This window comes from Parageobacillus sp. VR-IP, assembly GCF_013357975.1.
Taxonomy (GTDB): domain Bacteria; phylum Bacillota; class Bacilli; order Bacillales; family Anoxybacillaceae; genus Saccharococcus; species Saccharococcus caldoxylosilyticus.
Genome location: NZ_JABVYQ010000001.1, coordinates 881,318 through 905,221, shown reverse-complemented (window position 1 = coordinate 905,221; position 23,904 = coordinate 881,318). Strand labels below are relative to the sequence as shown.

Here is a 23,904-nt window from a genome sequence, read left to right as displayed (position 1 = left end):
GAGAGGTCAGCTTTTTCTTTATCGATCGTTGCGTTTCAATGACAATAACGTCTGTTTCAGCTGTTCTTCCATCGTCACGAGCTCCCGTTCGACCTGCTGCCGTTTGCGGCGGCCTTCTTCCTGAATTTTCAACGTTTCCTCTAAGGTAGCCACCAAATTTTCCTGCGTTTTTTTCAACGTTTCAATATCAATAAGCCCGCGCTCATTTTCCTTTGCGACTTCTATGCTGTTTGTTTTCAGCATTTCCGAATTGCGAAGCAGCAAGTTATTCGTCGTTTCCGCCACTTGCTTTTGCGCTTCAACCGCTTTTTGCTGGCGGAATAAGGTCAAGGCGATCACGACTTGGTTTTTCCATAGCGGGATCGCCGTTAAAATCGACGATTGAATGCGTTCGACAAGCGTTTGGTTCATATGCTGAATCATACGGATTTGCGGAGCTGTTTGAATCGTTACTTGCCGGCTTAATTTTAAATCATGGATCCGCTTTTCCAAACGATCGGCAAACTGCAGCAAATCGTTGACTTCCTGCATTTCCATTTGGTTTCCTGACCGTTCTGCCTGGGCGCGTTTTTCCGGAATCACTTTTGTCCGCAACTCTTCCAATTTATATTCCGCCGCGGCGATATAAATATTTAGCGCATCAAAGTATTCTTTATTTTTCTCATACAGCGTCTCTAGCATCATAATGTCGCGAAACAGCATCTGCCGATGTTTCTCGAGCTGATCAGCGATTTTATCAATTTCGACACCGATTTTTTGGTACTTGGCGACAAGTCCTTGCAGCGATTTCGACACCGTACCAAATAGCCGCGAAAGCAGCCCTTTTTTCGCCGGAAGCAAATCATCCGGATTTACCTCTTTAATTTTCGTCATTAACTCACTGATCACTTCGCCAACAGGACCCGCATCTTTTGTCTGCACATGATGAAGAATCGTATGAGAAAACTTGGACAGCTCCGCTTGCGCCGCGACCCCGTATTGAATGATTGCCTGCTGATTGCGCGGATCGATTTGTTTCGCCAGCTGAAGCGCTTTATCGCGATGTTCCGGCTTTAACGTATCAAGAAGCTTTGTCGGCTGCGGTTGCTCCACAGCCGTTTCATGTTGCTCGCTCGGCAAGGAAAACGGGTTTTCCAAGAGCGAGTCAAGCGAGCTTGTCCACTCTGGATATTGCAGATCGCCGCCTGGCGTCTTATCGGACGGTTTCATAGTCGTTCTCCTTTCTCCACTGCATCGTTTTCGAAAGCTTTTGCTGCTCTAGCGATTGCTCGAGCATTTTCGCCTCGACTTGTAAATCAAACACGTCATTTGAAAGTATTTCCAGAAGCCGTTTTTCTGCCGTCCCCGCCAGTTCATCGAGAAGCCGTTCCGTTTTCCAGAGCACTTCTTTCATCTCCTGGCTGCGCACAGGCTGATTGGTTAAATACACATATTTTTCGATCATTGTCGCTGCCATTGGCAATTCATTTAAGAAAAACGGCTGGGCGATGCGAAATTGATGTGGATGTTGCTCCACCGCACGAATCATTTTGTCGACGATCATGCACATACGCGAAATTTTTTGCCACATCACCAGCGAGCGGAGGCGGTAACGGGCGCGACGCATTTGTTTCCACTGTTTCCGCGCTTCATGGAGCTGGGAGCGAATATACGCTTTTTCCTCTTTGAACATCCCTTGCGCCGTAATGCGATGATCTCGTTTTTTCATCACCATGGATGTAACGAACATCGCTCCCATTCCCGATAAAAAGGAAGGAAGGACGTGAAAATCGGCGAGAAAAAACACGATGACGGCCACCACAACTCCTATATTCCATGAAACAAACCAGCGCCATAATGTCTTCAACAGCTGTTTCATCGTTCATCCCTTTCTCCCTGCACTTTATTACTTCCATTATAACATGTCCCCTTTCTTTCATACGTATAAATGACGATTTTGTTTCATCTCCATCTTGACTTTTTGTCTCGATGGAAGGCACCAAGCATAGGACAACGCCGCGGACGAATATGCTTTAACAAAAGGATTGGAAAAGGAGAGAAACGGATGAAACAGATTGATTGGCAAATGGTATATTTTGTCGGAGTGACATTATTAAAAGAATATTGGTGCTATATTGGGCTGCCGCGTGTCTACTACTGGCGCATCCATGATCATGATGACCGCAAGGCGGCATAACCGGGGAGGGAGAGAAAGGACATGCAAGAATGGTATATGCCGATGCAGCGAAACAAACTAATGGCGCAAACGATTACCGTGACAGGACGGGGAACGGTCACGGCAAAGCCCGATACGGTCATCATCACCCTTGGAGTGCGAACCGAACACGCCAACGTCCAAGAAGCGCTCGCGGAAAATGCGAAACGCGCCAATGCCGTTATCCATGCGCTAAAAGCAATTGGGGTCAGTGATGAGGACATCGACACCGCCTCGTTTTCTATTTATCCGAAATATAATTACTCTAATGGAACAAACACCTTGACCGGCTATGAAGTCGAGCATATTTTCGACATCATCGTCAAAGACACAAAAAAAGTCGGCAACATTTACGACACCGCCGTCACCAGCGGTGCAAACGTCGCCCGTCATATCCAATTCCGCCTTGCCAACGAACAACCTTATTACCAGCAGGCGCTGATGCTGGCGGTGAAAAACGCCAAAGAAAAAGCGATCGTCATCGCCCGCACCCTCGGCTTGCCAATGCAAGACATCCCCCTTCAAATCAGAGAAGAAAGCAGAGCTGCCTCTTTTCCGCCGGCACCTTATTCGATGACCACGCTAGCGGAATCATCAACCGCTCCGCCGATTCAGACGCAAGATATCACCATCACCGCCACCGTTCAGGCGGTCTTTTCCTACTAAAAAAAGATCCTTCCATTCGCTGAAGGATCTTTATTCTTTCGCTAAATCCACTTCATACACACGCGCACCGCCGAATAAATGCACTTGTTTTGTTTCTTTTTTTCGTTTTTCCCCATCTGCCTTTACGACCGTAACCGTATATACCCCAGGCAAATACGGACCGACTTTTTTCACAAATGGATCTTTTGTCGGTTCCCCTTCTACTTTCTCGCCGTTAATCATAATTCCATCATCTGGCTCGTTCAAACGAATGTTCATAGAGTATAAGGTTGGTTCAAACACATAGCGGTCCCCGAACACTTTGATGGTGAAAATGGGCGGTTTCGACGTTAATCCTTTTATATACACATGTTTCATGTCGTTCTGTCTGTCAAAATCACGTTCGAGCGTTTCATACGCATTTGGATGCTCGTCTAAGTATGAAAACAACGGCGCAAGCGTCTTTTCATTGACCGGGATCGTTTCGTCCGGCACACGAAGATACGTTTGCAGCGCGGCAACATCTTTATCTTTGAGCGCATCCTCAAGGCGCATCACAGCGATTTCCCTGCTGGCAGCGTTTTTCAACATGTTGTATCCTTTCCATAAAAGCGCGCCAATGATCCACACCGCCGCTACGGCCAAAGCCGTACGTAAGAAGATGCGATAGTACTTTTTCCGCCGCTCCCGCATAAAAAGACGCGCTTGCTTCCGCTGTTCATAGCGCGCCAACGCCGCCGCACCGCTTCCCACATCTTTTATTTCTCTTTCTTGGTGATTGTCCCCCTGTATCGTTTTCTCTAAAGACACACGCTGTTCCACCGAACTTCCCCTCTCCTGTCTGTATTCTAGTTCATCTTTATGCCAGAATCAGGGAATCTATGTTACAGAAACAACAGTGTGCTTTTATTATAAAACGGAGGTGGGAAGAGGGGGTAATGGTTTGCACATCACGATGCGGTTTAATTCTATCTTTTTCTCTCAATGTCGTTCCAATAAGACTTTTCTCCGGCTTTCATCGCCTTATGAAGAAGACGAAGCGACCATCTTCGTCCGCTTCTTTTCAAACTGTTGAAACACAAACATATATAAAACCGCGCTGATAAAGGAAAGTACACTCAGTAGGAAAAACGTCCATTGATAGCCAAGCCATATCGTTGCCGTGATCGAAAGCGGGGCAATCATCCGCCCGATCGTAAAGCGCAGGCTCGCAGCCGCAAAATATTGCCCGCGCATTTCTTCAGGAGCCAATTTAGAAATAAATGTTTGCTGAATTCCTGCTGTCATCAATTCACCAAACGTAAACAACGCCATCACAAAAATAAGCCCCCAAATCGATGTGGTTTGGCCGAATAGAAAAATTGCCACTCCATAAACAATGGAAGAGCCAATAAAAGCCGTGCGCTCATGATAGCGCGACATCCATTTCGTCACCAGTACCGTAAACAGCGCGACAAGAAAGCCGTTTTCAGAGATAAGAAGGCCAAACGCTTTCTCTCCGCTAAGAGTAAACGACCAATCGCCAAATGAAAATAGTGTTTGTCTCCCCACACTATCTTTCGTATACACAGGAATCAATAAATCCAACTGCATAAACGTTTGCCCGGCAAGAATGCCGGCAATGATAAACAATAGAAATATTCGGTCGCGTACAATCACACTATATTGCTGGACTTGTTGCCGTAAAAACTCATGCCACTTCCCGTGTGCCACCCCTGCATTTCCCTGTACCGGAACTGTTTCGCGGAGCCATTTGGAAAGGAGCATAGCGAGCAGCAAACACGAAAACGCTGTAGCGAGCAATAGTTCAAAGCGATAGTTTTCGTAAAAAATTCCGCCAATCATCGGACCGATCACCACCGCAATGTTGATGGACGTATAAAACACGGCAAATACGCTGCTTCGGTCCTTTTCCGGAACGACATCCGCCACCATCGCCTGGCTTGCTGGCCAATAAAATGATCCGCAAATTCCTGCGATCGTAAAACAAATAAAACCAACCAGTGGCGAAGTAAACCATGGCGAACTTGCAAGCGCAAAAAAGAAAAACGCTGCCCCTTGCCCATAGGCCGACAGCACCATCATTCGTTTACGTCCAAATGCATCCGCACAGTATCCTCCCATTAAATTAGCAATCACAGAAAAAAGCTGCGAGATGATTAACAACATTCCCGCCTTATCTTTCCCGAACGATTCAGTAAAATAAATGGACATAAACGGAAAAAACATCCAAAAAGTAATATTGATGAGCGCCTCACCAAATAGGCGCACTTTCAAATTCCGATCCCAGTCGCGTATCCTCATAAATAACCTCCGTTTATTTCTTTGTATACTGCAAAAACTATTATTGCAATTCCTCGGAAATTATACCATTATTTTACCTTTTTGTCTTTTTAGAAAAATATTTTCCCAATAAAAAACAGCCCCGCTACACACGGGACTATTTTTTCAAGAAATCGTTTGCTCTGCTGATGCACTTTCTGCTAAACTGCCGTCCGTCCAATACGTCAACAGAGAGAGACGAAATGTTGGAAACCATTCATCCAAATGTTGCGGAAGTTTTCTCTTTGCAGCAGATCCGGCCTCCAGCCGGCATGGTTAAAGCGGCTGAAAATATTCTTTTCAAATTAGTGTTTTCTAAATACAGGCGTTTCTCCTTGACCAACGAATTCAGGAATATGGAAAGATGGGTCAGATGATTCCTTATAAGACAAAAAGAATGCGGCCCAAAAGCCGAAACCAGCTATTGAACCGCCTTTTATATCGTTTAGATTATATGATCAAAACGGTTTGCACTTGATTTTGTTTTACTGTTACTTCAAACCGTCCGCGCGAATCATACGCAATGGCGTCGATCGGCTTTTCATTTAAATTGGTGCGGTGAATATGGGAGAGTGCATGATTCCACTGAAATTGCGCCATTTTCTCCCCTTGTGCAGGATTATAAAAACGAATGATAATGCCGCTGTTATCTTCACTTCGCTTTACTGTACTTAAAACGATGTCCGAATCCGTTTGCGCAAAAAGGCTGTAATGATATGGCACATGGAAATCAACTGGATTTAATTTCATCGCATCATACGGCATTTTATTATACGTATACAATGGTGTTAAAAATTGCTTAGCAATTTTTGCCACGTTCGCCTGTTCGGTCGTTCCTTTATGCGTTGTCAGTGCGATATGCACACGATTTGTTCCGATCATTTGTGAATCAGGAGTTTCCAGCTTAATTCCCGAAGGACGCCCCGGCCTTCTGACTAGCTCTTCTTTTCCAAGATATCCTACGCTTCGGAACAGCGTCACCGCAATCGTGTCATAGTGTTCTCCAACAATTTCATATTCTCTTGTGCTGTTGGTTAATACGGCTACGCCGCCATCCTCGTTGGATAACCCGACATAGGTTAACATTGGATAAATGGCATCCGGCCGCTCATCCCATTGCTCTTTCTCCCATACTTCTATGGCTGGATCGACGACCGGTCTTTTGATCGTGCCAAATTGGTTATCCGCGATAGAATGGGTCGATGGAATTCCGGTTGGAACGTACACTCTTACTCTATGATCTTTCGCCGCATTCTCTACTTCTATTTGAATATCAATACGCGGCTGGTTCATCGGAATCGTCAAATGGATCGCAACATCGATAAAGCTGTCGCAGCGTTTTGCCTTGCGGCTCTCGATGTCCGCCGGCACCGGCAGGCGGTATTCGATATCAGCGTAGGCGAAATATTGATTTTGTCTTAACGAGTACTTTGCTTTTACATCTTTGCTATACACGACGAAATCGTCTAATTCTAATAAAGGAGAATAATCGTATTCATCGCCGTCATCCACCATATCTTCTATTAACAACACGTCGCTGAAGGTTCGATGTAATTGTTTATCATAAATATTCAGCGTGCCGTTTTCGTTTACTGTGATCGTATAAAAATTCGTATCAATTTGCGGCACTGATTCAGGCTGTTTCTCTATCATGATGTGATCTGTTTCTTGAACGAAATACGCTTTATATCCCATTGCCGGAATGCGGTCTTGAAACTGAATGGTATAGCGGACAAACGGATCATAGTTTCCGTAATGGACAATTTGACGATCAATTAAGCCCGGATCCACTATTTTTTTATCCACTACTTCAAAATAAATTTCTTTTCCCGTTTCATCGACTAGCGTAAAGTTCTTCCATTTTGTCGTAATTTCTGCTTGAATTGGCTCATTTCTTTCATAAGGAAGCAAATTGTATACCACCAGCTTGTCAATTGATCGATCGGATGGCATCGCATCGGCGATTTTTCTCATATAGAAGGAAATCAAACGATCTGTCTTCTCCTCCGCGATGAAAAATCTCGCCATAATTTCGCGGTGGACTTTATCGGAACAGCAGCACCCGATGCTATCGTGCGCATGGTTTTTCATCATTTCCTTCCAAATGAGTTCGATCAATTGATGATGATAAGAAAACCCTAGCGTCGATGCGATCGCTGCCAACGGCTCTAAAATATTGGTTATCTTATTTTCTATTCTTGCGTTTGCTGCTTTAATATCCATACGTGTCGAGTAAATGCTGCGGTGTACGCGCATATATTTGCCATCTAAAAATTCTCCTTTAATTGTTGCGAGGCCTTCCTGTTTTTCTAGCTCCTCAAAAACATGCTCATAGCGGCTTAAGAAAAATTTTCTTTCCGGATACAACTTGCGCAGCTGTTCGATAACTTCGAAAATATTTTTTTGAATCGGCATTTGGTCGTGCCCGTTTGGAATAATAATATGGTCGGTTGTCGCTCTCTTATCTAATACGGAAAAATATTTATCCATCCGTTCCTTTAATGTTGCTTCATCAGTCGGGAGATACTTCCCAATGGCATAGCCTAATGGAAATACTTGCACAAGCACTTTGGAGCCGTCGTCACTCACCCAATAAAACTCCGTCCGGTCTGTGCCGTGTCGTTCGGAAATTCCCCGCCAGAAGATGGCCCGATGAATGCCAAAGCCGTTGAGTATTTGCGGGAGCTGGGCAGACTGCCCAAACGAATCCGGAAGATAGCCGATTTTCATCGGCTCACCGAACTCTTGGCAATCTTTCAATCCATATAACAAGTTACGGACAATCGACTCTCCGCCGACGACCATTTCATCCGTCTGCGTATACCAAGGACCGATGATTAGCTTTCCTTGCTGAACTAAACTGCGGATTCGTTCCTTATATTCCGGTTTTACCGCAAGATAATCTTCTAAAACCACTGTCTGCCCATCCAAAACGTAATACGGATAATCTGGATTCGTTTCGAGCATCTCTAATATTTCTTCCATGTTATTGACAAGCAGAATGCGCGACTCCTCTGTGGAAAAGTACCATTCGCGGTCCCAATGCATGTGAGGGACAATGTGAACATATTGTTTCAATCTATCCACCCCGCTAACTTAACCCTTGTTGCTTCTTTAATTTATGAATACGAGTAACCACTAAAAGTATCATGGAAATAAATGCGCCGATAAGCGCTGCGCCTAGCCAAATCATTCCGGCTTTCCATAAAGGTGCACCTTGCAGCACAAACAAGGAGAAAATTCCTGCTCCCGGAACGTTTAGACCGATATGAGACGCGGTTACGATCGCTCCTGTAACAGCAGAACCAATGCAAAGGGATGGGATCACCCGGATAGGATCGTTAATCATAAACGGAATGGCACCTTCGGTAATACCGGCCAAACCAAGAATCCAAGTTGATTTACCAACTTCGCGCTCGTACTCTTCAAAATAACGTTTAAATAACAATGTGGCTGCTGTTACGGAGAAAGCAGAAACCATTTTTACCGAGGCAAAAGCGGCGTACGGAATAAAATTGCCGCTGGCCATCGCACCGATGCAGAACGTATAGGCGGCCTTATTGACAGGCCCCCCTAAATCGAAGGAAACCATGATTCCTAAAATCGCGCCAAGAATAATGGCATTGCTTCCTGAAAGATTGTCTAGCCAATGCAGCAATAAATTGTTTAACCCCGCAACCGGTTTTCCAATCACAAACAGCATCAATATTCCAACAACAAGAGAGCCTACAACTGGATACACCCAAAAGCTGATAAATCCGGAAAACGCTCCTTTCGGCGGCAACTGTTTCTTCAACAGTTTCATAAAGTAACCTGCCAAAAATCCGCCGAGCATTCCTCCCAAAAATCCACTGTTAATCATACTTGCGGCAATCCCTGCGGCAAAACCTGGACCTAATGCCGGTTTATCGGCGATAGCGTAAGCCATGTACGCAGATAAGACAGGGATCATCAGCGTTCCAAGCATATTTCCGCCTAATTTCCGAAGCATCCATAACCATGAATTTTCTGTATCATACAACTGTTGCAAATGGAACGCCTGTGCTACCAAAACGGTAAAAGCTAAAATCATTCCTCCCGCCACAATGATCGGGATAATGTGAGAAATACCTGTTAAAATAGAATTTTTTACCTCGGTTTTCCATGATACAGTTTCCGATTGACGTTCTCTTTTTTGCGGCTTGTATTCTGTTTTCTCCTTCGTTTTTGCTGCTTCTAGCGCCCTTTGAATCACTTCTTTTGCATCTTTTAACGGTGCAGCCACCGTCGTGCGGTAGATTGGAAGATGGGAGAACCTCTCCTCATTTTTTACCGCTACATCCGCGGCGAAAATGACTGCATCCGCTTTTTGCAGCTGTTCATCCGTGTGGCGGTCTTCAATGCCATTTGCTCCCTGCTTTTCAACATAAACAGTAACACCAAGTTCTTGCCCCGCTTTTTGCAATGCCTCGGCTGCCATATACGTGTGGGCAATGCCTGCCGGACACGCCGTCACCGCAACGATGGTTTGGGCAGATGGCACCATTTCGTTCTCGTTTTTCTCCCCTACATCTAACGCATCATATAGTTCTTCGGCGCTTGCACAATTTTGTAACCGCTTTCGATATTCGGCATGAGAAAGCCTTTTTGCCAGCTCCGCAAGCAGCTCAATGTGGGTCGATCCCGCTTCTTCTTCTGGAATCGCTAACAAAAAGACAAGACTGACTTTATTGTGTTCAACGATGCTCTCCCAGTTTTCAATTGGCTTCTTCAACTTGGCAACAGCAAAGGAAGCGGATTTCACTGCACGCGACTTTCCGTGTGGAATCGCCAGTCCTGCTTCCAGTCCGGTTGGAGATAACGCTTCGCGTTTTAATACATCTTGGTAAAACTCTTCTGCAGAATGTAATTTCCCTTCCTGCGCTAACTTCTCAGTCAAATACCAAATTACTTCTTCCTTTGTCGATAACGCTACACCGACATCAATTAAATGAACATTCGTCAACTTCTTCAGTTCCATTCCCTTCACACCCCTTCCTAATCCCCCTTATTGGCTTTTATTATAAAATAAAAAAATAAGAAGACGGAAATCTTCTTACTTTTTCACAACATTGCCTACGGAAACCATACTGTTTGTGTATTTATACACATCATCCATACATTTGCCAATAACGTTCGCTTATTTTTCTTAACATAATCAATAATGAAGTTCGATCCGTAATATCATACTTATTCAAAAACTGTTTAGGAGCCCAACAATAAAGACGCAGATCGGCCAAATTGGCAAGCGAATTTTCGCTTAAATGCGTCATGCTGATGATAAAAACTCCTCTTTGTTTCGCAATTGTCACCGCTTCCAGCACTTGTTTTGTTTCTCCGGATAAACTAATAACAAAAAGAAGATCTTTCTGGTCGCAGCGGTCCGCACTATAAATCATGTCATGCCGCTGTGTAAAAAATTCCGCCTGTTTGCTGACACATCGTAAATTTTTTGCCATCATTTCACAAAAATATGCCGAGTCTCCTATTCCATAGAATAAAACTCGCTTAGATTCATGCATTTTCCGCACTGCCACATCTATCGTATCGATATCCATCATCTCATATGTTTTCAATATATGTAACGGCACTTCCGTCATCTGCACCATTTCCGCCTGATTTTCTAATACTAACGCCGCTTTTAATTCTGAAAACCCTTTATATCCTAGTTTTTTTGCCAAGCGGACAATCGTATTAGGGACCGTATACAAATTTTCTGCTAATTTCTGAATGGACATGTTAGTGACTTCGTGACGGTGTTGCAAAATATACTCGACAATTTGATCCTCTGTATCATTTAGCTTATCGGCATAAAATTGCACTTTTTCTTCAAACTTCATTATCCTTATCCCCCATTGCCATAATCTCTCCATTAACGTATTTAACAACAATATATGCAATATATGCAAAGAAAAATTAGAGATGGTTCCCTCATCACACAGCAAATGTCTAGAGATTACTTTTAAGAAAATTTCAAAGCGGCCAATATTCAATATTCCATAGCAAATTCCAGCTCTTCCCTCCTATTTTCACGTCGGAAGCGATCCGAATTTCCTTTCATAGTGACTTAACGTTAGCAACGGAAGTACGAACGTATTTCACCACATCAAGATGATTGCTCTTTAACCAATAGCTAATCCTTTTTACAATCATAATTGCTTTCAAGAAAAATGGAACGGCCTTTCCTCGATGGGAATATCGAGAAAAGGCCGCGAATAGATATACTCCTAAAAGGGAGTAATGCGCACGTATTTTATTTTTGCTCCCCTGTATATCCCCCTAAAGGAATATTATCTTTTCGCGCCACGCCGGTCCGGTACGCCGCTTCGATGACCGCTTGCCGCACTCGTTCGACTACTTTGCTGTTAAATACGCTTGGAATGATATAAGTTTCATTGAGTTCGTCTTCCGTGACGACGGAAGCGATCGCTTTTGCGGCGGCAAGCTTCATTGCTTCGTTGATTTCTTTGGCGCGGCAATCAAGCGCACCGCGGAAAATGCCAGGGAAGCATAGCACGTTATTAATTTGGTTCGGATAATCCGAGCGCCCTGTCGCCATCACGCGGACATACGGTTCGGCGAGTTCTGGATCGATTTCCGGCACTGGGTTGGCCATGGCAAACACAATTGGGTCGCGCGCCATTTTTTTCACGTCTTCCACCTTCAAAATGCCTGGAGCAGAAACACCGATAAACACGTCCGCACCGGCGATGACATCGGACAAGCTTCCTTTTTCGTTGTCCGGGTTAGTGATTTGCGCATATTCCTGCCAATACGGATTATCATATTTTTCGTCGCGATGGATGGCGCCGTGACGGTCGACACCGACGATATTGCGCACGCCAGCCGCCAGCAAGATTTTCGTGCAGGCAATTCCAGCGGCGCCGATTCCTGTCAATACAACTTTAATATCTTCTAATTTTTTGTCGACGATTTTGAGCGCGTTTAACAAACCAGCAAGCAGCACCACCGCTGTACCATGCTGGTCATCATGAAACACTGGGATATCAAGCTCTTCTTTTAACCGTTTTTCAATTTCAAAGCAGCGCGGTGCGGAAATATCCTCGAGGTTAATGCCGCCAAATGCTGGCGCAATCGCTTTGACAATTTGAATGATTTCTTCCGTATCTTTCGTATCCAAACAAATTGGAAACGCATCAACCCCGGCAAACTGTTTAAACAGCATCGCTTTTCCTTCCATCACCGGCATCGCCGCATAAGGGCCGATATCACCTAACCCCAATACCGCCGTGCCGTCCGAAACGACCGCGACGGTATTGCGCTTAATCGTCAGCGAATACGCTTTTCTCGGGTCTTCTGCAATCGCCGTGCACACCCGCGCCACTCCCGGCGTATAAACCCGCGATAAGTCATCGCGCGTTTTGACCGGGATTTTTGATTTCGTTTCAATTTTTCCGCCGATATGCATTAAAAACGTCCGGTCCGATACATTAATAATTTTAACACCTTGAATTTTTTTAAGCGCTTCAATAATAAGATCACATTGTTTTGTATCCAACGCACTGACGGTAATGTCGCGTACGGTATGTACTTTGCTTGAGGAAATGACGTCAATCCCAACGATGTCTCCGCCCGCTTTCCCGATCGCAGCGGCGATATCGCTAAACGGAACACGGTCCTTTTCAAATTGAAGACGAATCGTAATGTTCATCGTTGCGCCACTTGGTAATGCCATCACAATCTACCTTTCTTTTACATTTTTATCCATCCCAAAATCTTCTACGGTACACATGTTATCTCATGAAAGGAAAAAAGACAACCCTTATTCTTATTAAAAAAATAGAAAATTACTCACAGCCGTCGATTCCGCAAGCCATCCCTTCTCCAAAATCACGAAATGATTGTTTTCTCATTTCTTCTTTAATGATTTTTTCTAACGTTTCTTTCGAACGGACTCCGGTAAGAACCGTATCGCCGATGACAAACGTCGGAACAGCAGTGATGTTCGCTTCTTCATATGCATGCTTCAATGCACGCTGGTGTGCTTCTTTATATTTCCGAGTCACAAGCGCTTCGCGAAACTCTTTCTCGTCCAAGCCTACTTCCCCAGCCAGCTTTGTTAACACATCGATATCGCCGATGTCCTGTTCTTCTTGGAAAAAAGCAGTAAACATACGGTGGTTGTATTCATTGGCTTTCCCCTTTTCTTTTGCGTACTGATATCCTTCAAAAGCAAGATGAGTGTACGGCTGCGGGGAAACTCTCGGCAGTACGATTGGAATTCCCATTTGTTTCGCCATGGGATATACATACTGCTTCCACGTTTTTTGCAAATAGTCGCCTTCCGGGCGCAGCGTTTCATTTGGGTATGGACGCAGTTCAAACGGCATCCACTCAATTTGCACATCTTTTCCCGCAGTTGCTTCTTGTAACGGTTTTTCCGCTAAAAAACAGAATGGACATACATAATCCGAATAAACTTTTATCGTTAATGTCATCGTCATCACTTCCTTTATTTCATCTACTAAGGTACCGATTGCATTTATCTTATCACATCTGTTTTGTATTATTATATAAAAAAGCTCACATTACACACTTCTAAATCTTTTTTACCATTAATTCAGAAAAAAACAACCCAACTAGATATGCGTGCAGAAAAGAAAGAAACAGAATAAAGAAGCAACAAGAAGGATATTCAACACATTGTGAAGTAGATTTATAAGAGATGTCAAGAGAGGAGGCAGGAGCGAAGTTAGATGAGAGAAAAAATCTTTTTAGTGTTAGCCAACTTATTTTGGGCAGGTAATTACCTATTTGGAAAATATGTCGTCGCAGAAATCGGCCCTTTATGGCTTACGTTCATCCGCTGGATTGTTGCTTTTTTATTTCTTCTTCCCATCTCCTATTTTTTGGAACGGCCGCGCTACGGAGAAATCATGAAGCAATTTTGGCTGCCATTAAGCATCACTGGTATTTTGGGCATTATTGGTTATAACTTGCTTCTTTACGGAGCATTGGAATATACATCACCGATGAATGCAGCGATTGTGAACGCATTGAACCCAGCCATTATCGTGATTTTGTCGTATTTTCTTTTAAAAGAACGTATGGCGTTTGTCAATGTGATCGGTTTTATTATTTCGCTAGCCGGCGTATTGTTTATTTTAACCAACGGACATCTACAGTGGATTTTCCAAACGAGCTATAACCAAGGCGATTTGATGATGCTGCTGGCAGGCGTCGTGTGGGCGCTTTATTCGATCATCGGGAAAAAATTAGCCGTCCCTCCCATTACCGCGACTACTTGTTCTGTGTTTTACAGCATTCTTTTGTTGTTTCCGTTTCTGTTCTTGCAGCCATTTCCGCTCGCCGAGTTAAGTGGGAAACAATGGATTGGCATCAGCTATATTTGTTTGTTTCCATCCGTTTTTTCGTTCTTGTTTTGGAACCTGTCTGTAAAAAAGGTTGGACCAAGCTACGCAGGCATTTATTTAAACTTAATAGCGGTATTTACCGCAATGATCACGTTTTTGCTGGGAGAAAAAATTTCCGCGTCACAACTGATTGGCGGAGCTTTCGTGTTGATAGGAGTTCATTTGGCAACCAACGTTCGAAAAACGGAAGCATCTCTGGTAAAAGACACGAGCGTGTAAATAAAAATCCCCTCAAGGCAGCTTGAGGGGATTTTATCATTATTTTTGAAGCAAGCGGAGAAATTCGCGCATAAAGGCAGGCAAGTCCGGCCAAGCATGAGCAGAAACAAGGTTTTGATCGACATGGATGGTGCTGTCCGATACATACGTTGCCCCTAACGCTTCTACTCCTGGTTTGCAGGCGATGTAAGCCGTTAAGCTGCGGCCTTTCAATAAATCTGGCATTGTTTCAAAAATGAGCGACGCATGGCAAATCGCCGCAATCGGTTTATTCGCTTCAAAGAAATGTCTAACAATGCGTTGAAGGTCTGCGTCAAGACGAATGTACTCTGGCGCGCGCCCGCCTGGAATGACGATTCCGTCATATTGCGTTGGGTCAATATCAGCAAACGCTGCATGCGCGTCAATCAAATATCCTTGCTTTTCTACAAACGTATCCCAGTCTGCAAAATCATGGACAACGGTATGCAACTTCTTTTTCTTCGGCGCGGCAATCGTGACGTCATAACCTTCTTCAAGCAGGCGATAGTACGGATAATACACTTCCAACGCTTCTACCGCATCTCCCGTTACAATCAATACTTTTTTGCTCATGATCATGCCTCCTTACCTATTTTTACTTTCATCTCTATCATAGCGAAAATGGAAAAAAAGAGAAAGCAAAATGCTTGTCGAAAGATGAAGATAGGGGAATTTTTCAATTTTGTATAAAATAGAAGTACATACTTATGCACAAAGGAGAGAGGAAACATGATTGCGTCATGGTTAATGTCATCCCGTCATGCCGTGGTGCTGACCGGAGCAGGGATGTCGACGGAAAGCGGGCTTCCCGACTTTCGCTCGGAAAAAACGGGGCTATGGACGCGATTTAATCCGCAGCAGCTTGCTAGCACCTACGCGCTCGAACACCATCGGCAGGCGTTTATCGAGTTTTATCAATACCGCATTCGTACGCTGCAAGCGTGCCGGCCGCATGAAGGGCACATGATTTTAGCCGATTGGCAGCGGCACGGTCTTATTCAGGAAATTGTGACGCAAAACGTTGACGGATTTCACCAGCAGGCAGGTAGCCGTCATGTCATTGAACTGCATGGTTCATTACGGACGGTGCATTGCCAGCGGTGCGGCAACACGTTCAACAGCATCGTGTATCTGGAGCAACGATTTACGTGCGAATGCGGCGGCTTTTTGCGCCCGTCCGTCGTCCTGTTCGGCGAAATGCTGCCGGAACAGGCGCTCGAGCAAGCATGGCAAGCAGCGCAAACAACGGATGTGTTGATCGTGCTTGGCTCTTCCCTGCAAGTATCGCCTGCCAATCAGCTTCCGCTCGTTGCCAAACGAAACGGAGCAAAAATCGCAATCGTCAACTGGGAGCCGACCGAACTCGACGGCATCGCCGATGTTGTCATCCACAAGCGAAAAATCGGCGATGTGCTGCGCGAGATCAACAAGGAATGGAAAGCGAGGGATGGCCGGTGAAGGTGGAAGCGATCTTGCAAGAAGCGCTGCATTCTATCGGCGATTTCTCCCCAATCCAACGATATAGACGCGTGCACGGCGGGGACATCAATGACGCCTTTTACGTCCAAAGCGAAAAGCAGCTATATTTCATAAAAATGCGCCGCACCTTTCCGCACCGTTTTTTTGAATGCGAACAGACAGGACTAGAGACTATCCGAAACGCTGGCGCCATCCGCGTTCCGCTTGTTTACGGCATGAAAGAAACAAAGGAATACGGGTTTTTGGTTTTGGAATGGATTGAAGGAAAAGAAACGAACAAAACGGCTGAACAGCTCGGGCATGGAATCGCTCTTCTGCATCAATGCTATGGCTCAGCATTTGGGTTCGCGGAAGACAACTATATTGGACTATTGCGGCAAAAAAACGAATGGTACGACAATTGGATCGATTATTTCCGCGAATGCCGCCTGCTTCCGCAACTTCGGCTTGCGGAACAAAAAGGGCGCATGCCTACGCAGCGGCGAAATAAGCTCGAAAAGCTGCTTTCCTCTTTGGAACGCTGGCTGCCAAAAGATTGCTCACCATCCTTACTGCATGGCGACCTGTGGGGCGGAAACTGGATCGTCGGCGCAAACGGTGTTCCCTACTTGATTGATCCCGCTGTATTTTACGGACACTATGAATTCGAAATCGCCTTTACCGAACTGTTCGGCGGGTTCCCTAGCCGCTTTTACGAAGCGTACAATGAACTTATGCCGCTTTCTTCCGATTATCACGAACGGAAACAATTATATCAGCTTTTTTATTTGCTCGTGCATTTGAATTTATTCGGAGAATCGTACGGAAGCGCAGTCGATCGTGTGCTGCGGAGGTATGTCGGAGAATAATAGAAAATATAAGCACCCTTGCCCTGCTTTTAAGGAGAAGGGTAAGGGGGCCTATCTCAAATCCGTTATTTCACTTCCACCACCACATAATCCCAAAACGTATCCCCAATGTAGACAAGCAACGCCCATTTTCCTCGTTCGCCGAGCATCATATTCGACGGCAAATGGGCATCTGCTCCGTTATTCGGACCTCCTAGCTCGCCTGTTGTCCAAACACTTTTTCCATCCAATGTTAATGCAGGTGTGATAGCGCCGCTGCCTTTTTGTACTGCCACAATCGTCAGTTTTCCTTTCGGAATGGAATCGCCCCAGAAATGCCACATATATTTGCCGTTTTGATTGGCAACGAATGGAGCATCGATAAAGGCGACCTTGTTAGGCACGCCTCTCATTTGATAGCCGCCTGATGAGAAAACGGGGCTTACTCGCCAGTCAATATTGCGAATAACTTTCTTGTCCACATGAACCGGTGATGTTTCTGCCACGCTTGTTTCTTCCGCATGGGATTCTGTGTCCCGCGTTTGTCGCCTTGCTTCCTCGCTGCATGACGCTAAAGCAAAAACAATAACTGCTGCCAGCAAACAGTAAATTGATCTGATCTTCCTTTCCATCCCCCGCACATTCCTTTCCCCTTCCGTATACATCGTTTAGTTTATACATTCATTTAATACAGAAAAACTCCTGCCGCAAAACAAAGGAATAGAGTCTTTTTCCCTCTCTATTCTTTTTTGACAGCCATTCTTTTGGTACTAAAAAATATCCCCGCCTTCTACTTTTCCTAACGTGGTCACATGATACGTTCCTTTCACCCAGTCGTCGATTTGGTCGTGATACCAGCGGCTGCGTAAATGACCCGCCTGGCCAGGACTGACGATATGGTAGCCATGCTTCATATCGTTTACATCGATGACAAACCGCCAGGAAGCGCCATGGCTGACAATGCCTTCATCCGTAAAACTCGCCGCCTGCACCGTCACCTGGCTGCCGCCGACAGAAACCGTCTTTTCCCGATTGAAGAAAAACTGCAGCACCGGGAAGGAACTTGACATCGGATGGGCAAAGTAAAGCTGGTGGTAATCCCTCCACTTCCACTTCGACGGATCATCGCCGTATTTTCCCGCCAACTGATCGGTGACATGATACAGCGCTGTCGCAAACACATGGGCAAATCTGCCGTTTTCCGTAAACCACGGAGAGACATCTCCTATCTCTGCCCTCCGCAGCAACTCATCGACCACCATCTGTTTTCCTTCAAACAACTTATCCATATGCCGTTGTCATACAATATATTGTTAATGGAAAGCGAAATTCTATTTTTTGCATATTTGGTGACAGCCTTCCCATTATTCACTGGAATTTTCCGCTATTTAAGGTAATAATTATTAAAAATCATCAAAACACTCGATCCAAAAAGAATCCCGTTATTATTAGAATCGCTTTGAAACAAATGAGGGCGAGTCTATTGATTCGCCCTCATTGCATCTTTTGAAGCCTTCTCGCCAAAAAAGAGAGAGGGGGCCTCTCTCTTTAGTAAAGCAAGTATTTCTTTCTGATCTTCATAAATGCTTCTACATCTTTCTCCCATTTTTGTTTCATTTCGTCCACCGACATTCCGTCTTCTATGGCCTTACGCACCCAGCCATTGCCGATAAGTTGATCAAAATACGAAACGCCTTGGCTGTTTTCTTGGCTGAAGGCAAATTGACCTGGATATAAATCATGAATGGTTTTGACAATGGATAGACCGGTTTCTACTGGTTTAAACGCATGACGATCCGTCACATGAATTTGGATGCCGTGTGTTAATTTTCCGCTATATTTCGAAAAAGTCGGAGTGAAACTTGCCGGACGGAAAATAACCCCTGGCAGATTTAGTGCGTTTAGTTTCTCCGCTAATTTAATGCTGTCGATAAACGGAGCGCCAATCAGTTCAAACGGCTTTGTCGTTCCCCTTCCTTCCGATACGTTCGTTCCTTCAATAAGAGCCGCTCCGGGGTACACCATCGCGGTATCAAGCGTCGGCATATTCGGGGATGGCAATACCCATTGCAGCCCTGTATCATCGTAATACATGGAACGCTTCCAGCCTTTCATTTTCACAACCGTCACATCGGCTCCGATGCCGAACTCTTTGTTAAATAATAAGGCTAATTCGCCAACCGTCATCCCATGGCGCAGCGGAATCGGATACATGCCCACAAAGGAGGAATACTTCGGGTCCAATACGGGCCCTTCCGCTTTCGTGCCGCCTAACGGATTTGGCCTATCCAATACGATAAATGGGATATTGTTTTCTTTTGCCGCTTCCATCGCGTATGCCATTGTATAAATGTACGTATAGAACCGCGTTCCGACATCTTGGATATCAAAAAGAAGCACATCGACTCCCTTTAACATCTCCGGGGTTGGTTTTTTCGTCGGCCCATATAAACTGTATACAGGAAGGCCGGTTTTTTCATCGATATAAAAAGGAACGTATTCCCCAGCTTGCGCGCTGCCGCGCACCCCGTGTTCCGGGCCGTATAACGCGACAAGATGGACGTCAGGGTCATTGTAAAGAAGATCCACTACGCTGTTTAAGCGCTGGTCGACACCCGTTGGATTAGTGATAAGCCCAACCCGTTTTCCTTTAATTAAGTATTTTTTCTCCTTTAATAGGACTTCTACACCAAGCTCTAGTTTTTGGTTCCTTTTCTCTTTTGATGGGCCTTTTGCCCATACACCAGTAAACAGCGACAAACTCAAGATCACTGCCGAAAAAACAATCCACCATCGCTTTCTCATGAAATCTCCCCCTTTTTAGTAAGTGAAGCCATGGCCGTATTCGTACAGCACGCTGCCATCGTAACTTGGAATCGTTACCGGAAGTTTGCCAGTCGGTGTATTTACTCCGAAAATCGTATCTGCTGCCGCTTGGAAACTCGCCTGCTGAAAACCGTACTGCGCGAGGTAGGCATCTACATTCGGATAGGACATCACATCATACGGATTGCGAATTCCGATTGCAATGACAGGAGCATCCGTATTTGCGATAATTTGCTGCACCATTTTCATTTGCGGGCTAGACGGCAATCTTCCTGATACGTTTGATGTATACGTGCCGACAATGACCGCATCTGCTTCTTTCACTTTTTGTAGCTGCGCCTCATCCAAAGGAGCCGCCGCTTGGATGACAGTCGCATTTGGAACGTAGGTCCGTACTGCTTGCTCTAATGATTCCATCATCGTATTTCCTACAACAACAAGGTTGTTCAATTCGTTTGCCTGAAGCGGTAATACATGGTCATTTTTCACAAGCGTAATCGATTTTGCCGCTGCTTCGGCTTCAATTTGTTTATGCTCTTTCGAACCGACAACACGCAAAGCCTGGTTGACGATTTCTTGCGTGTCAGGCGGTGTTTCTTGTTTAAAAATGCCGCGTTTCACTTTTAGCGTTAAAATTCGTTTTACGGAGGCGTTGATGCGTTCTTGCGAAATGTCACCGTTTTGAACTGCCTTCTTCAATCCGTTTGCCACTTCTTCCAGTCCTACCGGCATGAGCACGATATCAGCACCGGCTTGAACCGCTCTTACCGCCGCATCCACCGGTCCAAAATGATCGCTAATCGCTTGCATATTCATTGCATCGGTAATAATGACACCATCAAAGCCCATTTCTTTACGCATTAACTCGGTTAGCACTTTATGCGACAAAGTGGCAGGAAGCGAAATTTCCGTTCCGTCCTTTTGCGAAATCACCTTCGTATCATCGATCTTCGGGAACGTGACATGAGCGGTCATAATCGCGTCCACTCCCGCTTCCATCGCTTTTTGAAACGGATACAGTTCGACTTTTTGGAGACGGTCGCGGTCGTGCGGCACTTCCGGCAACCCAAGATGGGAATCAACAGCGGTGTCTCCATGTCCTGGGAAATGCTTGGCGGTAGCGGCAATTCCGCTGTCTTGCAATCCTTTGATATAAGATACCCCAAGCTCCGCGACAAGCTCTGGATTTTCTCCAAACGAACGAACGCCGATCACCGGGTTGTCCGGATTATTATTGACATCCAAAACCGGAGCTAAATTCATGTTAATGCCTAGCGCATATAATTCTTCGCCAATCGCACGCCCTACTTTGTAAGCCAGTTCTTTCGACCGCGTCGCTCCTAACGCCATATTTCCTGGCATATTTGTCCCTGACTGCAGCCGCGTCACGATGCCGCCTTCCTGGTCTATCGACATAAGCAAACCGAACTTTTCAGCCGCCTGCTGATAGTCCGCGACAAGCTTTGCCGTCTGCTCTGTCGTCGCCACATTTTCACGGAATAAAATGACGCCGCCAATATGATATTTTTGTATCAGTTCCTTGATTTCCGGAAGCATGGCAGTGACAGGCTTCCCATTGAAATTGCGGAAATCCGGCATCAACATTTGCCCGATTTTTTCTTCCAACGTTAGACCATCTATCGCTTTTTGAATGATGTCATAGTGGCTTCCTTTTTCTTTGACAACAGTCACTTTCACGTTTTGTTTGCCGCTTTTTTTCGATGCAGGAGCGGATTTGACCTTAAAAGCGATGCGGTCTTTCCGCATTCCGTCTGTCACCGTGATAAACGTTTTTCCGCTTTTTCCGAAGAAAGTAACAACACCATGATCATCCACAGTAGCTACCTTTTTATTGGATGACTTCCACCTTAGCCCTTCTGTTACCTCGGTGAAATATCCTTCCCGATGAACATGAAGCGCCCGCAATAAAATCTTATTGCCATTGACTTTCACATCTACTTCCGGAATGTTTTGATAAATGATTAAGCCGGTCTTCGCTTTTTTCGTATGCGCCTGTGGTGAAGTCCATGGAACGAAGAGCATCATCGCTGTAACCAAAATAGCCGTTATTTTTTTATAAAATGACAACATCCTTTCTCCTCCCCTATATCAAAATGAACGTTGTTCCCACTCGCTGCTTTCCCATGTTGCCATAATCTTCTTACCTCTCTCATCCGTAAGACGAACATTCGTTACATACCAGCCACGCCCGTTGACGGAAGCATCGGTATGATATCGAAAACGAATCGAGACCGTATGAGCTGGAATTGTTACAGTCTTTGTCACCCAATTTCCGCTGCTGCCTGTCAATAATTCTCCGACCTGTGTCCAATGAATGCCGTCTGGTGATACTTCCACTACGCCAAAGTCAACGTTCGGTTCTATTCGATACCACGTATCAAACGTTAATATTGCTTGTTCGTTTAATGTTACATTTGTCGATAACACCGCGTTCAAACCGTCACCGTACCCTGCGAACCAGGCTCGTTTTTTCCCAGGCATTGCAACCGGAATGGCATCCGCCGTTAAACGGGCAACTTGTCTGCGCAACGGATTGGTAGACACGGTATTCCGCGTAGGATGCACACGATTTGTCAACAAAATAGCAATAACATGATTATTCGGGCTTACTACGATCGATGTACCGGTATATCCCGTATGCCCCAGTGTCGTGCTTTCCGACAACGCATCCATGTACCACCCTTGAGCAAGTTCCCATCCTAATCCATGATCGTCGCCAGGGAATTGCGGAATTTGGTTTTCCATTAACAGCCGAACCGTTTCCGGCTGCAGGATTCGCTTATCGCCATACTTTCCGTTTTGCAAAAACATCGAAGCAAAAATTGCTAAATCGTGAGCGGTTGAAAACACTCCCGCGTGGCCGGCCACCCCGTCCAGCGCCCACGCGTTTTCATCGTGGACTTCTCCCCAGACAAGCCCTCTTCCGGTCCACGGCTGGTATTCCGTAACGGCAATTCTCGTCTTTAATTGTGGAGGGGGATTATACATCGTATCGTTCATGCCAAGCGGTTTCGTAATGTATTTGTACACAAATTGATCAAGACGCAAACCGGACAGCCGCTCCACCAACGCCCCCAATGTAATCATGTTCAAATCACTGTATGTATACGTGGTTCCTGGCGGATGTTCAAGCGGCTGTGCAAACACCATTTGCAAACGGTCTTCGCGATTGGTTCCCATTTTATATAGAGGAATCCATGCCGCAAGTCCGGAAGTATGGGTCATTAATTGACGAATGGTTACTTTTTCTTTTCCGTTTTGCGCAAATTCCGGTATATACTTAGCGACAGGGTCATCTAAAGAAAACTTTCCTTGCTCATAAAGCTTCATCGCCGCGGCCGTCGTAAACAGCTTGCTGATGGAAGCTAAATCGAAAATAGTATCTTCCCGCATTGGTATCGGCTGTTTGGATTCGGTAAACAAATCATCCTCATATCGCTTTGCGTATCCATACGCCTCGTGTTTGACAATGATTCCTCTCCGAACAATATAAACAACTGCCCCTGGGATAACACGGTCACGCATCGCCTGTTCTATTACTTGATCGATTTCCCGTAAAGGTTCTTCCCACATGCCAGCCGCTTTAGGCGATCCCGGGTGTATAACCGGGGAAACGGGGCCGGGATGATCCCAGGAAAAAGGCGTTTGTATTTTGGACTGAGTTGTTTTGTACATTTTCTTTTCGATTTGCTCCATCGTGGGAGATGGGCGTTCATGGGATGTTGCTAAAATAGATGGAGGTGAAGAAAAGATGATGGATCCTAACATGACAGACGACAAAATGATAGAAATAGACCGATTGCTCATCAGCAGCCTCCTTTTCATCAAAATAACTAATAGAAAAAATAGAAAAAAGCGTATTTCTCCTGATGCATTGCCTTGGGGCAAAAAATGTTGAAGCAGAGGTATTGGAAGGGTTTTCATTTTAATAGAATAG

At 45.2% G+C, this 23,904-nt stretch carries 19 protein-coding genes and 1 pseudogene; 5 read left to right on the top strand and 15 right to left on the bottom strand.

From position 1 onward, the window contains the following. Positions 1-18: 18 nt before the first annotated feature. The gene (locus HT574_RS04625; RefSeq protein ID WP_175243627.1) at positions 19-1,209 is read right to left on the bottom strand and encodes a toxic anion resistance protein; all 1,191 of its coding nucleotides are present in this window, start codon (positions 1,207-1,209) and stop codon (positions 19-21) included. After that, the gene (locus HT574_RS04620) at positions 1,193-1,858 is read right to left on the bottom strand and encodes a 5-bromo-4-chloroindolyl phosphate hydrolysis family protein (RefSeq protein WP_175243626.1); all 666 of its coding nucleotides are present in this window, start codon (positions 1,856-1,858) and stop codon (positions 1,193-1,195) included. The genes HT574_RS04625 and HT574_RS04620 overlap by 17 nt, the downstream gene beginning before the upstream one ends. Before the next feature lie 186 nt (positions 1,859-2,044). Here HT574_RS04620 and HT574_RS20185 point away from each other — a divergent pair, with 186 nt between their 5' ends. Both HT574_RS20185 and HT574_RS04615 read left to right on the top strand, forming a co-directional pair. After that, on the top strand, positions 2,045-2,176 hold the full coding sequence (locus tag HT574_RS20185) for a hypothetical protein (RefSeq protein ID WP_017437625.1): 132 nt from the start codon (positions 2,045-2,047) through the stop codon (positions 2,174-2,176). Between the two features lie 21 nt (positions 2,177-2,197). Continuing rightward, positions 2,198-2,860: an SIMPL domain-containing protein gene (locus HT574_RS04615; protein WP_175243625.1), complete on the top strand. Its 663-nt coding sequence runs from the start codon at positions 2,198-2,200 to the stop codon at positions 2,858-2,860. Positions 2,861-2,890: 30 nt separating this feature from the next. Here the strand turns inward: HT574_RS04615 and HT574_RS04610 are convergent, their stop codons facing one another. The 7 genes from HT574_RS04610 to HT574_RS04580 form a co-directional block, all read right to left on the bottom strand. Next, entirely contained in the window at positions 2,891-3,661 is a 771-nt protein-coding gene (locus HT574_RS04610; protein WP_175243624.1) for a TcaA second domain-containing protein, read from the bottom strand. Positions 3,662-3,862: 201 nt separating this feature from the next. Continuing rightward, a complete protein-coding gene (locus HT574_RS04605; RefSeq protein WP_175243623.1) occupies positions 3,863-5,143 on the bottom strand; it encodes an MDR family MFS transporter in 1,281 nt (426 codons plus the stop codon). Between the two features lie 468 nt (positions 5,144-5,611). Continuing rightward, the gene (mngB, locus tag HT574_RS04600; RefSeq protein ID WP_309138271.1) at positions 5,612-8,248 is read right to left on the bottom strand and encodes a mannosylglycerate hydrolase; all 2,637 of its coding nucleotides are present in this window, start codon (positions 8,246-8,248) and stop codon (positions 5,612-5,614) included. A gap of 4 nt (positions 8,249-8,252) precedes the next feature. Next, positions 8,253-10,160 carry a PTS 2-O-a-mannosyl-D-glycerate transporter subunit IIABC gene (gene mngA, locus HT574_RS04595; RefSeq protein ID WP_175243621.1) on the bottom strand — a complete coding sequence of 636 codons (1,908 nt, stop codon included), beginning with the start codon at positions 10,158-10,160 and terminating at the stop codon, positions 8,253-8,255. A 130-nt stretch (positions 10,161-10,290) separates the two neighbouring features. After that, positions 10,291-11,019, bottom strand: coding sequence for a MurR/RpiR family transcriptional regulator (locus tag HT574_RS04590; protein WP_175243620.1), 729 nt, complete (start codon positions 11,017-11,019; stop codon positions 10,291-10,293). Positions 11,020-11,432: 413 nt separating this feature from the next. Further along, a complete protein-coding gene (locus HT574_RS04585) occupies positions 11,433-12,875 on the bottom strand; it encodes an NAD-dependent malic enzyme (protein ID WP_061579279.1) in 1,443 nt (480 codons plus the stop codon). Between the two features lie 112 nt (positions 12,876-12,987). After that, positions 12,988-13,638: a DsbA family oxidoreductase gene (locus tag HT574_RS04580; protein ID WP_175243619.1), complete on the bottom strand. Its 651-nt coding sequence runs from the start codon at positions 13,636-13,638 to the stop codon at positions 12,988-12,990. 258 nt (positions 13,639-13,896) lie between these two features. Here HT574_RS04580 and HT574_RS04575 point away from each other — a divergent pair, with 258 nt between their 5' ends. Beyond that, a complete protein-coding gene (locus HT574_RS04575) occupies positions 13,897-14,793 on the top strand; it encodes a DMT family transporter (protein WP_175243618.1) in 897 nt (298 codons plus the stop codon). Positions 14,794-14,832: 39 nt separating this feature from the next. Here the strand turns inward: HT574_RS04575 and HT574_RS04570 are convergent, their stop codons facing one another. Then, a complete protein-coding gene (locus HT574_RS04570) occupies positions 14,833-15,387 on the bottom strand; it encodes a DJ-1/PfpI family protein (RefSeq protein ID WP_042411903.1) in 555 nt (184 codons plus the stop codon). Positions 15,388-15,543: 156 nt separating this feature from the next. On the opposite strand from HT574_RS04570, the gene HT574_RS04565 reads away from it, so the two are divergent. Together HT574_RS04565 and HT574_RS04560 are read left to right on the top strand one after the other, a co-directional pair. Further along, complete coding sequence (locus tag HT574_RS04565) at positions 15,544-16,272, top strand: NAD-dependent deacylase (protein WP_061579281.1); 729 nt, start codon at positions 15,544-15,546, stop codon at positions 16,270-16,272. Continuing rightward, a complete protein-coding gene (locus tag HT574_RS04560; protein ID WP_217499371.1) occupies positions 16,248-17,141 on the top strand; it encodes a fructosamine kinase family protein in 894 nt (297 codons plus the stop codon). Before HT574_RS04565 ends, HT574_RS04560 begins: the two co-directional genes overlap by 25 nt. A 65-nt stretch (positions 17,142-17,206) precedes the next feature. Here the strand turns inward: HT574_RS04560 and HT574_RS04555 are convergent, their stop codons facing one another. The 5 genes and pseudogenes from HT574_RS04555 to HT574_RS04535 all read right to left on the bottom strand — a co-directional run bounded on the left by HT574_RS04555 (position 17,207) and on the right by HT574_RS04535 (position 23,774). After that, positions 17,207-17,752: a DUF4871 domain-containing protein gene (locus tag HT574_RS04555; protein WP_254698558.1), complete on the bottom strand. Its 546-nt coding sequence runs from the start codon at positions 17,750-17,752 to the stop codon at positions 17,207-17,209. A 138-nt stretch (positions 17,753-17,890) separates the two neighbouring features. Beyond that, positions 17,891-18,403, bottom strand: a pseudogene (locus tag HT574_RS04550) (penicillin acylase family protein); the annotation flags it as partial. A gap of 265 nt (positions 18,404-18,668) precedes the next feature. Continuing rightward, entirely contained in the window at positions 18,669-19,925 is a 1,257-nt protein-coding gene (locus HT574_RS04545; protein ID WP_175243614.1) for an exo-beta-N-acetylmuramidase NamZ family protein, read from the bottom strand. A gap of 15 nt (positions 19,926-19,940) precedes the next feature. Continuing rightward, positions 19,941-22,037 carry a beta-N-acetylhexosaminidase gene (nagZ, locus tag HT574_RS04540; protein ID WP_175243613.1) on the bottom strand — a complete coding sequence of 699 codons (2,097 nt, stop codon included), beginning with the start codon at positions 22,035-22,037 and terminating at the stop codon, positions 19,941-19,943. An 18-nt stretch (positions 22,038-22,055) separates the two neighbouring features. Beyond that, the gene (locus HT574_RS04535) at positions 22,056-23,774 is read right to left on the bottom strand and encodes a serine hydrolase domain-containing protein (protein WP_175243612.1); all 1,719 of its coding nucleotides are present in this window, start codon (positions 23,772-23,774) and stop codon (positions 22,056-22,058) included. Positions 23,775-23,904 lie beyond the last annotated feature (130 nt).